At 40.1% G+C, this 15,852-nt stretch carries 11 protein-coding genes and 1 pseudogene; 11 read left to right on the forward strand and 1 reads right to left on the reverse strand.

The genetic code is table 11. From position 1 onward, the window contains the following. Positions 1-48 precede the first annotated feature (48 nt). From GH715_RS12785 to GH715_RS12835, 11 genes and pseudogenes are all read left to right on the forward strand, one after another. Positions 49-870: a TatD family hydrolase gene (locus GH715_RS12785; RefSeq protein ID WP_153835686.1), complete on the forward strand. Its 822-nt coding sequence runs from the start codon at positions 49-51 to the stop codon at positions 868-870. 55 nt (positions 871-925) lie between these two features. Further along, the gene (locus GH715_RS12790; protein ID WP_240469391.1) at positions 926-1,696 is read left to right on the forward strand and encodes a sugar phosphate isomerase/epimerase family protein; all 771 of its coding nucleotides are present in this window, start codon (positions 926-928) and stop codon (positions 1,694-1,696) included. Further along, positions 1,693-2,574, forward strand: a complete 882-nt coding sequence (eboC, locus tag GH715_RS12795) for a UbiA-like protein EboC (protein ID WP_153835687.1) — start codon at positions 1,693-1,695, stop codon at positions 2,572-2,574. The genes GH715_RS12790 and eboC overlap by 4 nt, the downstream gene beginning before the upstream one ends. A 25-nt stretch (positions 2,575-2,599) precedes the next feature. After that, on the forward strand, positions 2,600-3,946 hold the full coding sequence (locus GH715_RS12800; protein WP_153835688.1) for an alkaline phosphatase family protein: 1,347 nt from the start codon (positions 2,600-2,602) through the stop codon (positions 3,944-3,946). Positions 3,947-4,048: 102 nt separating this feature from the next. After that, positions 4,049-4,657 (forward strand): hypothetical protein, encoded by a 609-nt coding sequence (locus GH715_RS12805; protein WP_153835689.1) that lies wholly within the window; start codon positions 4,049-4,051, stop codon positions 4,655-4,657. A 263-nt stretch (positions 4,658-4,920) separates the two neighbouring features. Further along, positions 4,921-6,396: a sugar ABC transporter ATP-binding protein gene (locus GH715_RS12810; RefSeq protein WP_153835690.1), complete on the forward strand. Its 1,476-nt coding sequence runs from the start codon at positions 4,921-4,923 to the stop codon at positions 6,394-6,396. 22 nt (positions 6,397-6,418) lie between these two features. Further along, on the forward strand, positions 6,419-7,396 hold the full coding sequence (locus GH715_RS12815; protein WP_153835691.1) for an ABC transporter permease: 978 nt from the start codon (positions 6,419-6,421) through the stop codon (positions 7,394-7,396). Between the two features lie 32 nt (positions 7,397-7,428). Further along, positions 7,429-8,511 (forward strand): substrate-binding domain-containing protein, encoded by a 1,083-nt coding sequence (locus GH715_RS12820; protein WP_153835692.1) that lies wholly within the window; start codon positions 7,429-7,431, stop codon positions 8,509-8,511. Positions 8,512-8,619: 108 nt separating this feature from the next. Continuing rightward, entirely contained in the window at positions 8,620-9,588 is a 969-nt protein-coding gene (locus tag GH715_RS12825) for a sugar phosphate isomerase/epimerase family protein (RefSeq protein ID WP_153835693.1), read from the forward strand. Continuing rightward, a pseudogene (locus GH715_RS12830) lies at positions 9,585-10,779 on the forward strand (Gfo/Idh/MocA family protein). Before GH715_RS12825 ends, GH715_RS12830 begins: the two are co-directional and overlap by 4 nt. Before the next feature lie 304 nt (positions 10,780-11,083). After that, positions 11,084-14,131: a 3-keto-alpha-glucoside-1,2-lyase-like domain-containing protein gene (locus tag GH715_RS12835; RefSeq protein ID WP_153835694.1), complete on the forward strand. Its 3,048-nt coding sequence runs from the start codon at positions 11,084-11,086 to the stop codon at positions 14,129-14,131. Between the two features lie 394 nt (positions 14,132-14,525). Here GH715_RS12835 and GH715_RS12840 read toward each other — a convergent pair whose 3' ends face one another. After that, positions 14,526-15,515, reverse strand: a complete 990-nt coding sequence (locus GH715_RS12840) for a LacI family DNA-binding transcriptional regulator (RefSeq protein WP_153835695.1) — start codon at positions 15,513-15,515, stop codon at positions 14,526-14,528. Positions 15,516-15,852: the final 337 nt, after the last annotated feature.

The following is a 15,852-nucleotide window of genomic DNA, read 5'->3' on the forward strand; positions in this document are numbered from 1 at the left end:
CAAGAGTATATTAACGATATTTGAATTATATAGAGGGAGAGATCTTATATGAAAATTTTTGATCCACATATTCATTGTTATTCAAGAACTACTGATGATTATCAAAAAATGGGAGCTGCTGGAGTTCGTGTAGTAGTAGAACCTTCCTTTTGGTTAGGTAGTGATCGCCAATATGCTGAATCTTATTTTGACTATTTTAAACATATCCTTACCTTCGAGCCGACACGAGCAAAGCAATTTGGTAATATCGAACATTTTAGTTGTATTGGTATGAATCCAAAAGAGGCAAATAACCTTGAAATTGCACATGAAGTTATTGATGGAATGGGAGAATACCTGAAACATGAACGCTGTCTAGCTCTAGGGGAAATTGGATTCGATTTAATTACGGATGCTGAAGAAGAAATTATGGTACGTCAGCTACAAATGGCAAAAGAATTAGATTTATTAGTAATGGTCCATACTCCACATACTCAAAAACGAAAAGGTACTTATAAGACTTGCGAGATTTTAGAGCAAGTAGGGATTAATAAAGATAAGGTTATCCTGGACCATAACAACCAGGATACCATGGACATCGCTGTTGATTATGGAGCGTGGAGTGCCATGACAATTTATCCTACCAAGGTGTTAGTGGATGGTGCATTAGAGTTACTTGGTAAGTATGGTACAGATCGAATGATGATTAACACAGCAGCAGACTGGGGGCCTGCAGATCCATTGAATATTGCTAATACTGCGTTGGCAATGAGAAAAGCTGGATATAGTGACGAGGAAATTGAGAAATTAGTTTGGGACAACCCATTTAACTACTACAAACAATCTGGAAAATTAAATTTGGAAAAACAACAGGAGGTGCATTCCAATTAAATTAGCATTCAGTAGTAACGGTTTTAAAAAGTACAGTATATTAGAAACTATTGATATTTTAGCAGAAATAGGATATGACGGGATTGAGATTTTACAAGATATTCCGCATGCGTTTCCTCCTGATACTACAGAAGAAAAGTTAATAGAAATTCAACAAAGGTTGGACTATCGCCAGATTGGAATTTCCAATATGAATGCCTTTATGACTTATGGTTATATTGACAATTGGCGCCCTTCTTTTGTTGAAAGTGAAGCAGGGGAAAGAAGAAGGCGAATTGATCATACTCATTCGTGTATTGATATGGCAGCTAGATTAGGAGCTAAAACATTATCTACTCAGCCTGGTGGACCAATGCAGGGAGTAGATAGTGCTTGGGCTAATAAAGTGTTTATTGAAGCGATGGAAGAATTAGCTGACCATGCGGAGAAAGCAGGAGTTACCATTCTTGTGGAACCAGAACCTGATCTGACCATTGAAACATCCGACCAATTTATTGAATTTAAAAAGGCTGTACCGTCAGATGCAATTGCGTTGAATTTTGACATAGGGCATTTCTTTTGTGTAAATGAAGATCCGGTTAAATTAGTAGATAAATTATTGCCATATACGAAACATTATCATCTGGAAGATATCGCTGCTAGTCGAGTTCATGAGCATATGATTCCTGGCACAGGGTCCATTGACATACCAGGAGTTTTAAAAAAAATAAAGGATACTGGTTACGATGGATTTATTACGATTGAGTTATACCCCTACCAAACGACAGCAATCGAAACTGCTAAGCAATCCTATGACTATGTACGAGGAATATTAAACGAGCTATGAATAGCAAAGTAAAGTCATTTTTAGAACTTGTTAGACTTCCCAACTTGTTTACTGCAATGGCTGATATTATGGCAGCGGGATGGATTGTGAGCGGTTTAACTGGTCATCCATTCTCTATAGAACTTGTTTTCTTACTACTTGCTAGTGCTTTGTTGTATGCATGCGGGTTGATATTTAATGACTACTTTGATTATGAGATTGATAAAAAGGAACGCCCTGAGCGACCCCTACCTTCTGGCCGTATTTCCAAGCAGGCTGCGCTATATATAGGGCTGTCTTTGTTACCTCTAGCCCTCCTGCTAGCGGCCTTAGTTAATGTGGTAAGTTTAGTTATCGCCGTTGTCTTAACATTGTTTATTTTGTTATATGACAGAGTTGCAAAGCACAATTATTTCTATGGACCGTTAACAATGGGGATGTGCAGACTACTAAATTTATTATTAGGATTTTCACTTGTCACCGATCAGCTTATCGAAAATTGGTGGATTTCACTCATAAGCTTGGTCTACATTTTTACAGTTACTTTCCTGGCTAGAGCTGAGGTTGGAGAAGGAACCTATCCAGTTCGGGTCAAAGTAATGGCAACTATCGTTGTTTTATCATCATTAGCTGTTTTATTAATTGGTGATTGGGATAATCTATACATCAGTATTATTGCAATACTCATCTTTTTAATATGGACTTTCAAAGGAATCAGATTAGCTTTGAAAAGTCCTACAGCAAAATATATTCGGAAGGCTGTAGGAACTTGTATTGTTGGGCTTCCACTATTAGTTGCAGCATTGGCAACCCCTTTCGGAGGACTAGCTGGCTATTTAAGTGTTGCAGTTTTTATGTTAGCAAGCTATTTATTTACGAAATTATTCGCTGTAACGTAATTTTAAAATGAAAGGAAGATATTTGATGACTAAAGAACATGTAGTAGTTTTAGATATTATCAGTTTATCTCCTGCACTGCTTAGTGATAAGACACTTACGCCGAATATACAAAAACTATTAAATGAAGGTAAACATACAAAAATTAAGCCTGTATTTCCAGCTGTGACTGGAACGATGCAGGCTACGTATATCACTGGTAAGCCACCGAGTGAGCACGGTATTATATGTAACGGTTTACCTGATAGAGACTATAAAGAAGTAGAAATGTGGAATCAATATATGATCCCAATACAAGGTGAAAAATTATGGGAACGGTTGAAGCATGAAGACCCTAGTGCAGAAACAGCCATTCTTTTTTGGCAATTTAGTAAGCTTACTACTGCTGATTATGTTGTCACACCTGCCCCTTTTCATTTAGACGATAAGATGATTCAATGGTATGACTCTAAACCGAGAGATTTGTATCCTAGACTAAAAGAAAAATATGGGGCATTCGATTTGAGTACATTTTGGGGGCCTCTTGCATCATTTAAATCTAGTGAATGGATTGCTAAAGCAGCTCTAGATGTATTAGAAGAGTTTGGCCCAAGACTTTCACTTGTCTACCTACCAAACATGGATTATCATACGCAACGGTTTGGTCCTGAGAGTCAACAGGCCAAGCATGCAGTTAAGGAAATTGATCAATTAATAGGAGAGTTTGTTGAAGCGTTAGAAAAACGCAATTTAAAGGAGAAAACTCGTCTAGTTCTTTTATCTGAATATAATTTCAACCAAGTAGATCAACCAGTTATGATTAATCAAATATTAAATAAAAGTGGATACATTGCAGTAAAACAGGTAGAAGGCCAAGATTTCCTTGATTTGGAGATGAGTAGTGCCTTTGCATTGGCAGATCACCAATTAGCACACATCTATATTAATAAAGAAGAAGATATTCCAGTAGTTAAGAAGTTACTAGAAGAGACTCCTGGTATAGCTGAAGTATGGGGCGAAGAAGAGAAAATAGTTAACGGGATTAACCATGAACGTTCGGGCGAATTGATTGCGATCGCAGAACGAAATAGTTGGTTTGTCTATTATTGGTGGTTGGATAATGAAGCGGCGCCAGAATTTGCATATACCGTTGATATCCATCGCAAACCCGGATATGATCCTGTTGAGCTTTTTGTTAATCCAAAGACATATAAAATTCCATTAGAGCCAGAGAGAATACAAGGTTCTCATGGATTACCAGCCCGGAACGAAGAAGATCTAGTATCGATGATTGTTACTGGTAATGATATCGATCTCCCTAATCAGATAAAGGCTACAGACGTTCATGATATTATACTTGATCTTGCTTTAAATAAGAGTAAAGTAAACGCGTAATTGGATCCATACGAGGATTTTTTAAAAATATTTTGATGATTAGTTTTTTAAAGAATAACGTGTTTAATAAAAGTTAATTTATCCATTAAGGGAGTTTTGGGCATGGTAAATAAACAACAGAAAAAGCAAGGAAATAATGAGAAAAAAAAGTATAAGTTATGGATAAGTGGTATAGGAATTGTTTTAATAGCTATCGTTATTGTTGTAATGGTTATACTCAACCCAGGAAAGGAAAGAATAGAAGCGGGAGATATACCGGAAGAACTACAACAATATGAGTTAACTGGAAATTTAGAAAAAGTTCGTGCATCATTAATAAGTCTAATGGGGAGTCCAACTGGAGAGTTCATCTATGTTTATGAACCAGGCTGTGACGATTGTGAACGAATGAATTCGCTAATATTTCCATTAGCAGAGGATAGGGATATTACTGTTCATCGTCTAAATCTTAACCAATATCCAGAATTAGAAGAATTACTGGATTTAGAAAATATTACGATTCCGGCTACTATTTATTTTAGCAGGGGATATCAGATTGGGTGGATACTTAGCTCTGAAGAGGATAAATATTATGAGGAGTTTTTTGACCACTTTCATCATCATTATGAAACTCATCCAGAAGGAGAACCAGGATATAACGAACAAAAAGGTGGAGAAGAGACCGAAGGTCAAACAAATGATGAAGCGAAACATGATCATTCTTCGGAGTAATGAATAAACCAATAATACTTACATGAATGTTTTATTTATTAGCAAAATAAATGGCAATGTTATTTAGATCAAAATAGCTAATAAAAGTAAACGTTTTCTCAGATGATTTTAAAATTTCAATTATCCCAGGGTTATAATCATGTAATTTCTGTAATTAATTATCATAATATTAAAAATAATCTGTAAATATATTAACAAGTGATTTGTAGCTTTTCATCCGTTGTATTTTACCACAACTAATTTAAGCAATAAGGGGGGAGTTTATGATTCTGGAGATGAAACGGATTACAAAAAGATTTGGGAGTGTTATAGCACTGGATGGGGTGAATTTAGAATTAGCTAAAGGAGAAGCTCACGCATTAGTCGGAGAAAATGGTGCGGGAAAGTCAACTTTGATGAAAGTCTTAGCTGGTGTACATCAACCTGACTCAGGTGAAGTTATCTTAAATGGAAAAAGTGTCGATATATCCTCTCCGGCAGAGTCTCAAATGCTAGGTATCGCTATTATCCACCAAGAATTAAATTTAATTCCATATTTATCAGTCGCAGAAAATGTATTCTTAGGCAGGGAACCTAAGAATTTGGGATTTGTCGATTATAAGAAAATGAGAAAAGATACCAAAGCATTATTAGATCAATTTGGTATAGAACTTAGTCCAAGGTCATTGGTAAAGGATTTAAGCATTGGTGAACAACAAATCGTCGAGATTTTGAAAGCGCTATCTCTTAATCCTGAAATTCTCATCATGGATGAGCCAACCGCGGTGTTAACAGATAAGGAGACAGAAAAACTATTTGAATTAATTGATTTATTAAAACAAAAGAATGTTTCTGTTATTTATATTTCTCACCGCTTACCTGAACTAAAAAGAGTTTGTGAAAGACTTACAGTTTTACGAGACGGAAAGTGGATAAAAACGGATGTCCTAGAGCATTTTTCAGAACATGATATTGCCAATCTCATGGTTGGAAGAGAACTTGAAGATATGTATCCGCCATTACCAACTAAATTTGGTAATGAAATATTACGAGTAGAGGGATTAACTCAGACTCCAAATTTTCAGGATGTTAGCTTTACACTGAAAGAAGGTGAAATCGTAGGTTTTGCAGGGTTAATTGGCGCCGGAAGAAGTGAACTTGCAACTGCGATCTTTGGAGGGGACCCCGCTGATGAAGGAATAGTAAGCTTAAAAGGACAACAAGTGAATTATAAGAAACCAATACAAGCGGTAAAAGGTGGTTTTGGTTTTGCAACTGAAGATAGAAAGCAAACAGGTTTAATACTGGATATGAGTATTGCTCAAAACATTACTCTACCTAATTTAAGGAGATATCAGCGAGTTGGGTTTGTTAATAGAAAATTAGAAAAAGCTGATATTCAAGAGCAAGTAAAAAATTTAAATATTAAGCTTCATAGTGTCAATCAGCCAGTTAAAAATTTGAGTGGTGGTAATCAACAGAAAGTCGTTCTTGCGAAATGGCTAGTTGCAAATACAGAGATATTTTTGTTTGATGAACCAACAAGAGGTATTGATGTAGGTGCGAAAAGAGAGATTTATCATTTGATCTCTAATTTAGCAAAAGAAGGAAAAGGGGTTATCGTTATTTCTTCTGAACTTCCAGAGCTATTAGGAATATGTAATCGAATTCTTGTTATGCATAATGGCAGAATTAGCGGTGAATTCAATCATGAAGAAGCTACAGAACAACAACTGATGAAAAAAGCGACAGGGCTTTAAGTAGTAGAAAGGAGCTAAGAGAATGGCAAATCTGGAAACAGAAATTGAAGTTACAAAAGATAGGAAGCTATATAATTGGATGCAATATTTTTGGTCAAATTACAGTGTAGTATTTGCTTTTATTGTACTGTTTATTGTTGCATCTATCGCGAGTGATCACTTTCTTTCACCGCTAAATATAACGAATATGCTTAGACAGATATCTGTTATTGGGATCCTAGCAGTTGGGATGACCTTTGTCATACTAATTGGAGGCATTGATTTATCTGTTGGTTCAGTTTTAGCTTTGACAGGTACCATTGTTATGGCATCACAAGTTGACTTTGGTACATCTATTTTTACAGCAATTTTATTTGGCTTAGTAGCTGGAGCTCTAATAGGGGTTATTAATGGAGTAATTATTACCTATGGGAAGATAGCAGCATTTATTACAACATTAGCTATGATGACGATTGCACGATCAACAGCCTTGTATTATGCAGATGCTGGTGCAATTGCAGGTTCTAACATGGATTATCGGGCAATTGGAAATGAGTATTTATTTGGTATACCGATTCCTGTTTATATATTTGCAGTTGTAGTTGTAATCGCTTTTATATTACTAGAAAAGACAACATTTGGCCGCCATATTTATGCAGTGGGCGGTAACTCGAGAGCAGCACACTTATCTGCAGTGCCGATAAACAAAATTACGATTATGACCTATATGATTTGTGGTTTAACAGCCGCGATTGGTGCTGTCATTGAAACCTCTCGTCTAAATTCTGTATCAACTTCAAGCTCTGGTTCGATGTATGAATTAGATGCAATTGCTGCAGTTATTATAGGTGGAACCAAGTTGACGGGTGGTCAAGGTCGAATTATAGGAACTGTGTTCGGTATATTAATCCTTGCAATACTAAGCAACATTATGAATCTCCTAAATATTTCGCCCTATATTCAAGGTGTTGTAAAGGGAGCGATCATACTAGTAGCGGTATTGTTGCAAAAGCGTAGTTAATCTATTTTTATAATTTCTAAGGGGGAAGTAAAATGAATACGAGAAAGTTTTTACAAATTTTAGTAATTTTGATGGTAGGTTTTATCCTGGCGGCTTGTCGTGACGATGCAGAGCCTGCCACAACTGATGAAAATAATGAAGAGGAAACAACGGAAGAAAATACTGAAAATGCAGATGAAGAGGCAAACAGTGACGCTAGTGACTCAGATGGTTACACAATAGGTATATCCTTGCCAGCTGCTGGTCATGGCTGGATGGGTGCTATGGTTGAAAATACTGAAGCAGCAGCTGAGGAGCTTGCAGAAGAGAATATCGATTATAGGTTAGTAACATCTTCAGACCCAGCAGCACAAGCATCTGATATTGATGATCTCATTACTCAAGGTGTTGATGCCATTGTAATGTTACCAATCGAATCTGCTGCATTAACACCAGCAGCAGAAGCTGTTGCAGAAGCTGGAATTCCATTAATTAACGTAGACCGCGGTTTAGAAACAGAATCTTATCGTACTTATATCGGTGGTGACAACTATGGTATTGGTAGAGTAGATGCACAGTACTTAGTTGAAGGTTTAATCGAAAAGAATGGTGAGCCAGCTGGTAAAGTAGTTGAAATTTCTGGTGTACCTTCTACTGTGACAGATTTAAGATCTCAGGGTTTCCGTGATTACATTGAAGATTATCCGGAGATTGAAATCATAGCTAGTCAACCTGGTGACTTTACTGCAGAAGCTGCATTAGCGGCAACGGAAAACATTTTGTTAGCGAACGATGAAATTGATGCTGTTTTTTCCCAAGATGATGATATGACTGTTGGTATCGTTCAAGCAATCAGAGATGCACAACGTGAAGAGGAAATGTTTATAGTAAGTTCAGGTGGTATGAAGGAAATTTATCATATGATGCTAGAAGGTACGATGCCAGAAGTAAAGGTGTCGGTTACGTACTCACCTAGACAGGGTGCTATTGGGGTAAATTTAGCAGCTAAAATTCTAAAAGGTGAAAGTCCAGAGGGTTTCGAAGGTGAACTAGTACCACATGATATTGTTCTTGATGCAACACCAGTTACACCTGAAAATGTAGAAGACTATTACGATGAGGATGCAAATTATTAATGGTCATAAGGTTTAGGGGGCATAACCAATGCTCCCTAAAATCCTACTTTAATGAATATTACGAGGTTTATCTAGTTAAGTTTATAAATTTATAATGGAGGTCTTCTCATGAAATTAGGAGTATTTGCAGTATTATTTGGAGATCGTTCACTTGATGAGGCGTTAGATATTATTGTTGAAAAGGGGTTAGATGCTGTTGAAATAGGGACGGGAGGATATCCTGGTAATGCACACTGCAATCCAGCTGAATTACTAGAAAATCCTACTAAACTACAGGCGTTTAAAGAATCTTTTGAAAAAAGAAATTTGGAAATTAGTGCTTTAAGCTGCCATGGAAATCCATTACATCCTCAGTTAGAAAAAGCAAATAAGCATCATCGCGAATTTGAAAATACCGTAAAACTTGCTTCTGAATTAGGCGTGGAAACAGTTATCACTTTTTCAGGATGTCCAGGTGAATCGGAACATTCAGAAAATCCAGTTTGGGTTACTGCAGCTTGGCCCGATGACCATCCAGAGGTATTGGATTGGCAATGGAAACAAAAGGTTATTCCATATTGGAAAAAGCAGAATGAATTCTTACAAGCATACGGTGTCAGGGTAGCGATTGAACCACATCCGGGTTTTGTCGTTTATAATACGGAAACAAGCTTAAAATTAAGAGAAGAATGCGGAGATCGTATAGGTGTTAATTTTGATCCGAGCCATTTATTTTGGCAAAACATGGATCCTGTCGTAGGGATTAAAGAACTTGCAAAGAATGATGCACTATTTTATTTTCACGCAAAAGATACAGCAATAGATCCCCAAAATACTGCTATTAATGGTGTGTTAGATACAAAACCATACAGTGATGAATTACACAGGTCTTGGATTTTCCGAACGATTGGTTATGGAAATGGAGAAGAAACATGGAAACGAATTATAAGCGCTTTACAACTTGTTGGGTATGAGGGCGCTATCAGTATCGAACATGAAGATAGTTTAATGTCAGTCGAAGAGGGTTTTTCAAAAGCAGCAGATTTTCTTAAAGAATTAATCATAAAAGAAAGGCTTGGTGAAATGTGGTGGGCATGAACACACAACAAGTTCGAGTTGGTATGATTGGTTACCAATTCATGGGGAAAGCACATAGTCATGCATATCGTGACATTCCATTCTTTTTTGACGAGGGCTGTGAACCCATACAACAGGCAATTGCTGGTCGTAATGAAGAAGCAGTCAAAGAAGCTGCCAGCGCTTTGGGGTATGCTTCTTATGAAACGGACTGGAGAACATTAATAGAGCGGGATGATATTGATTTAGTCGATATAGTAACCCCAAATAATACACATACAGAAATGGCAATTGCTGCTTTAGAAGCGGGGAAACATGTACTTTGTGAAAAGCCATTAGCCTTGTCCTTGTTAGATGCTGAACGCATGCTTGAAGTAGCTGAAAAGTCGAACACAATCCATATGGTCTCTCACAATTACCGTTATGCCCCTGCAGTACAATATGCAAAAAAGCTAATAGATGAAGGCCGATTAGGAAAAATCTTTCATGTACGAGCACAATATCTCCAAGATTTTATTATGGATCCTTCCTTTCCACTAGTTTGGAGGTTGAAGAAGGAAGTTACTGGGTCTGGTGCATTAGGTGATATTGGGGCACATATTATAGACCTTTCTCGTTTTCTTGTTGGTGAAATGAAAGAAGTTAATGGTATATTGGAAACTTTTGTTAAACAAAGACCAATTGGAGAAATGAGTGGAGGCTTAAGTGCAAGTGTCGATTCAGAAGAAATGGGAGAAGTTACAGTAGATGACGCTGCAATTTTTATGAGTCGTTTTGAAAATGGCGCACTCGGTATTTTCGAAGCAACTAGATTTGCTGCAGGAAACCGTAATGCAAATCGTTTTGAAATAAATGGTGAAAAGGGATCTATTCGTTGGGATTTAGAAAATATGAATAATTTAGAAGTTTTCTTTATTGATGATGAAGAAGGTTTACAAGGCTTCAGAACGATAAATTGTACCGAAGAAGTACACCCATATATACGTGCGTATTGGCCAGCAGGTCATATTATTGGTTATGAACATACCTTTTTAAACATGATCTCCGAGTTGATGAAAGGCATCAAAAATGGTTATAGTCCAAAGCCTAACTTTGAAGATGGAGCTAAAAATCACTGTTTTGGAAGCCGTCCAGCAGTCCAATAAAACAGGGGGTTGGGTTAATGTGGCGCAATTAAGAGAACAAGCGAGAAGCAAGTTAATTCATTCCTAGAGAAAATAAGCAAACTTTTTATAGGAATAAATTATATATTAGGAGCTTCCCTTTATAAGAAAGGTCCCTGATAGAAATTTTTTGTAGGAGATAAGATCAAAAAATGGCTGTTGGGACGAAGTAAACTGCCCGGTTTGTTTGCAATACCTATACCTAGTTTAATGAGGAACTCCAATACAATTTTAGTATGGATCAATAAATTGTAAAGGTGATGATATGTACTATTTTTAATATTTGGCTTCTAAAAAACTTTATGTCTAGTGATACTTCTACTTATAAATAAATTTTTTAAGGATGAGATAGGATGAAAAATGTTCTAAAGAAAATGACAGTAGCTTCCATTCTAACTGTTGGTCTGTTTACAATGTCGTTGAGTCCATTTGCGACATCAGCAGATAATTCTGCCGAGATTTCTAACGACCTTCCGCCTCAAGAGTCTGGTGTTACTCTCAGGGTGTACGACATGGCGCGGGAACTTACTCAACTGTGCACGCTGCGATCGGGCCAGACACCAAACGTCGACCGCTTAGTCCCTACCATCGACTTCTCGACTGAAGATGAATTCGGCTTGAGCGAACGGTTCATCGCGCATGCCTTGGCCAACCTGACCGTTCCAGAGGATGGCAACTACGAGTTTCGGCTCACGAGTGATGACGGGTCTCGCCTGGTGATTGATGGCTCGATGGTGATCGATCACGATGGCTTACACGAGGCCACCTCAAAGACAGGGACAATTGGCCTAACAGAGGGTGTACATGACCTGAAGGTTGAGTATTTCGACAACACCAACGACAACATTCTCCGTCTCGAATGGCGCCCACCGGGTGCTGATAGTTTTACCTTAGTTCCCACCGAGGTCCTCAGTACCGAGGCTGAGGTCGTTCGTGTGACCGCGCCGGGTACGAAGTATTGTGAGGGTCAGGGGGATGAGGCGGGTGACGGAATGCGTTTGGACTCGGTCTATCCGGGGTACACACTCACCGATCTGCGGCCAGATGGGTTTGAGCCGATGGTGTCGGCGATGGACTGGACGGAGGATGGGGACTTAGTCGTGGTGACATCAGGCTCGGTGAGCCCAGGCGGCTGGGTGGATGATCCCGAGCCTGGCGAGGTGTTCGTCCTAGAGGGCGTCACCGAGGCGACAGGGCCTGATGATGTCACGTTCACCCGCGTGGCCACAGACCTATACAACCCGATGGGTGTCGCGGTGATAGGCGACTCGGTATTCGTCTCGGAGCGTGATGGGCTGACTGAGCTTACTGATCCGGACGGGGATGGGTTCCTTGACAATCACGAGCAGGTTGCTACCTGGCCGTTTGGAGGAAACTTTCATGAGTTTGCTTTTGGGCTGCTATATGACGACGACTACTTTTACGTGAATTTATCGGTTGCAATCAATAACGGTGGCGCCACCACCGATCCGCAGCCTGCGGAAAACCGTGGAACCACGATCAAGGTCGACCGGGACACAGGTGAGGTGTCGTACGTAGCCGGTGGTCTGCGCACACCGAACGGGATGACGCAGGTACCAGGCGGTGAGCTGTTCGTCATGGATAATCAGGGCGGATGGTTGCCTAGTTCGAAGTTGGTGCACGTGGAACAGGATCGATTCTTCAACCACTTTACTAACCCGGCAGGGCCATTCGACAATCAACCGGTTACTAACCCGGCGTTGTGGATACCGCAGAACGAGATCGGCAATTCCCCTTCATCCCCAGTGATGTTGGAGGAAGGCCCATACGCTGGGCAGATGGTGTTCGGCGACGTGACATACGGCGGCCTGCAGCGTGGGTTTCTTGAAGAGGTGGATGGAGAGTTCCAAGGCGCAGTGTTCCGTCACTCGGCGGGACTTGAGGCGGGTGTGAACCGCACATTAGTGGGCCCAGGCGGAGCTCTATACGTGGGAGGAATCGGCGAGGCTGGCAACTGGTCCGAGCCAGGTAAGCTACGCTACGGGTTACAGAAGCTGAACCCGAACGGTACGGATGTGTTCGACATGGTCGAGATGCGGGCCACACCGGAAGGGTTCGAGGTCACCTACACTCAGCCTCTCTCGGAGGAGACAATCACGAAGATCACCGAAGACCCGAATGAAGCGTTCGTTATGGACCACTGGAGGTATGTGCCACGTCCAACGTATGGAGGGCCTAAGGTGGATGAACGCACTCTGTTCGTCTCGAACGCCGAGGTTTCTGATGACGCCACCCGCGTCACCTTGACTGTTGACGGTCTAGAGGAGGGACGTGTGGTGCATCTACGCAGTCCGCGTCCATTCGCCGACACCGAAGGGCGACAGCTGTGGAACACCGAGGCATGGTACACGCTCAACGCAATCCCGGGGTATGAGTCCCCGGCTGATCAGGGATTCCACGAGGCTGAGGAAGCGACACTACGCGGTAGCGCGGACGTCGACTCAGAGCACAACGGGTACTCAGGTTGGGGGTTCGTTGACGGCTTCGGATCGGTAGGGGCGTCGGCGACGTTCACAGTGGAAGTGGATCGGGCCGGAACACACCCGGTTCGTCTTCGGTACGCGAACGGACCGGACCCCTTCGAAGGGACCAAGACGGTGTCGGTACTGATCAACGGTAATGAGCAGGAACCGTGGGCTCTAAAGTCGACGGGTGACTGGCAGAGCTGGGCTACAGTAACGCGACCGATGCGATTGGAGGCAGGGACGAACACGATCACCCTACGATATGATGAGGACGACGACGGGAACGTTAACCTGGACGCGTTGAAGGTTGGTGGTAGGCCGGATGTTTGCGGAGACCAGAAGTACGAGAAGGGCTACACCGCCTTGTTTGACGGCACACTTGAGTCGCTGTCTGGGTGGCGAATGGCCGGAGACGGGTCGTTCGGCCGTCAGGCCGACTGCACTCTGCGCTCCACTGGCGGCATGGGCCTTCTGTGGCACCCAGGGTACGAGCTGAGTAGCTACAGCCTCAAGCTCGACTGGAAGCTGATCAAAGATGATAACGGTGGTGTTTTCGTCGGATTCCCTGATCCAGGCGAAGACCCGTGGATCGCAGTGGACCAAGGGTACGAAATCCAGATCGATGCCTCTGATCAGCCCGACCGTACCACCGGCTCGATCTACACTTTTCAGGGCGCCGACTCGAAGGCTGTAGAGCAGGCGTTGAAACCCGTGGGGTCGTGGAACTCTTACGAGATTCGAGTACAGGGGAGTAACATCCAGGTCTACCTCAACGACGTGCTAGTTAACGACTTCACCAGCACCGACCCGGAGCGAGATCTCACCCAAGGTTTCGTGGGACTCCAGAACCATGGGGCTGGGGAGACAATCTTCTACCGCGACGTGAGGGTCAAGGAGTTACCCGACGGCTCCTGACGCGCCTCGTGTAGGTGAGATTCCTTAAGTAACAAGTATTAGGTTATTTAGAATCTATTTAGCTACTAGTACTTGTCGAGTGTTGTTAGTATCGCGTTAACCATCGATAATTATCAAGTTGCAAACTAAGATTTATAAAAATAATAGAAAAGTAGAGGAGATATAGACAGTAATATCTCCTCTCCCCTTGCCCATAGTAAAATCTGATCTACATGGAAAACGGAGAGATGAAAGAGGTAGGAGAGACCGTAAAATATCATTTTAATTGGAAGCTTAGTAATAGAAAGGAAATATAGTATTTATGAGCTTACTTATCTGTCCTTGTTATAATTCAAGGCAAATGAAGTTTCTCTATTGAATCTACTTTCATGCTATATGTTATTGCATCAAGAAACTATCCCAAAGTTGATTCTCGGATCACTAATTCATGGTCAAGTATCACATTTTCCACTTCTTTTCCTTGAATTTTTTCAATGATCATTTTTGCGGCAATGTTCCCCATTTTATACATTGGCTGCTCAATTGTAGTAAGAGTAGGGTTTGTCATATTAGAAAATTCAATTTTGTCAAAGCCTACTACAGCAATGTCATCAGGTACAGATAATTTGTTATTATTAATTTCTTTTAATGCGCCTATTGCTAGTAAATCAGAAACAGCAAAAATTGCAGTTATTTTCTCATCGAGGTTTAGAAATTTTTTCATTGCTTGCTGTCCATTAACAAAATCCAACTCCTGAGAATAATAAATCCAATCACTCTTTGCGTCTATACCAGCTTCGTCTAATGCACGTTTGTAACCAGCTTCGCGTTGTCTAGCATAAGTGAATTTTACATCGGAGTTAATGAACGCTATTTTTGAATGTCCAAGTGATAATAGATGTTTAACGGCGAGATAGGCGGCATTCTCATTATCGATAGTTACATATGGAATGGAACTATTTAAAGTGTATTCACTACATTGGATAATAGAATGTTTTTCTGCCATTTCGATTAATGTTTCTTTGTCAACTTGAGGATCCATTGAAATAATTCCATCTGCCATTTTCTTTCTTGCTAAATCAAAATATATTTTTTCTCGTTCAGGATTTGAGTCTGTTTCACATAATAAGATGTTGTAATTACTTATTAATGCTGTATTTTCAATTCCGTTAATTATTTTTGAGTAAAAAGGATTTGAAATGTTTGGAATTAGTACTAATAATAATCTTGTTTCAGAATTTCGAAGGTTTCTCCCTAGGATACTAGGTTCATAATTTAATTGTTTTATAGCCTTTTCCACTTTTATTCTAGTTTGTGGAGAGACCGTTTTTTGTCCGTTTAAAACTCTAGAGACTGTAGCAATAGAAACACCGGCATGTTCAGCTACTTTTTTGATGTTTGGCATTCGTCGTTACCTTCTTTCTATTCTGTCAGGAAATCGTTTACAGTAAAATAGTATAAAACCGAATTTGTTTTGTCAACAACATATTCTAAATATTCTGAATAAAGTGAAATCACTCTTTTGTTAAAGGTATGCAAATGAATTGTAACTTATTAAAATATGTTATTTTTTTGTAATAAAAATAATAGTGTATAAAGAAAAATGTAAACGTTTCAGGTTTGGGTAGTTCAATCTATTGGTTTACTAGAGACATTATTGATAATAATCAAATTTAGCCAAAAAGCAAATTATCAACAGGGAATCAGGTAAGTGATATTAAAGACTTAGAATAAGGGGAAGT

Origin of the sequence: Gracilibacillus thailandensis, from assembly GCF_010994055.1 — a bacterium.
In the GTDB taxonomy this organism is placed as follows: domain Bacteria; phylum Bacillota; class Bacilli; order Bacillales; family Amphibacillaceae; genus Gracilibacillus; species Gracilibacillus lacisalsi.

Coding starts and splice junctions, on each gene's coding strand:
- GH715_RS12785 (WP_153835686.1), top strand. CDS start 49: ATGAAAATTTTTGATCCACATATTCATTGTTATTCAAGAACTACTGAT.
- eboC (WP_153835687.1), top strand. CDS start 1,693: ATGAATAGCAAAGTAAAGTCATTTTTAGAACTTGTTAGACTTCCCAAC.
- GH715_RS12800 (WP_153835688.1), top strand. CDS start 2,600: ATGACTAAAGAACATGTAGTAGTTTTAGATATTATCAGTTTATCTCCT.
- GH715_RS12805 (WP_153835689.1), top strand. CDS start 4,049: ATGGTAAATAAACAACAGAAAAAGCAAGGAAATAATGAGAAAAAAAAG.
- GH715_RS12810 (WP_153835690.1), top strand. CDS start 4,921: ATGATTCTGGAGATGAAACGGATTACAAAAAGATTTGGGAGTGTTATA.
- GH715_RS12815 (WP_153835691.1), top strand. CDS start 6,419: ATGGCAAATCTGGAAACAGAAATTGAAGTTACAAAAGATAGGAAGCTA.
- GH715_RS12820 (WP_153835692.1), top strand. CDS start 7,429: ATGAATACGAGAAAGTTTTTACAAATTTTAGTAATTTTGATGGTAGGT.
- GH715_RS12825 (WP_153835693.1), top strand. CDS start 8,620: ATGAAATTAGGAGTATTTGCAGTATTATTTGGAGATCGTTCACTTGAT.
- GH715_RS12835 (WP_153835694.1), top strand. CDS start 11,084: ATGAAAAATGTTCTAAAGAAAATGACAGTAGCTTCCATTCTAACTGTT.
- GH715_RS12840 (WP_153835695.1), bottom strand. CDS start 15,515: ATGCCAAACATCAAAAAAGTAGCTGAACATGCCGGTGTTTCTATTGCT.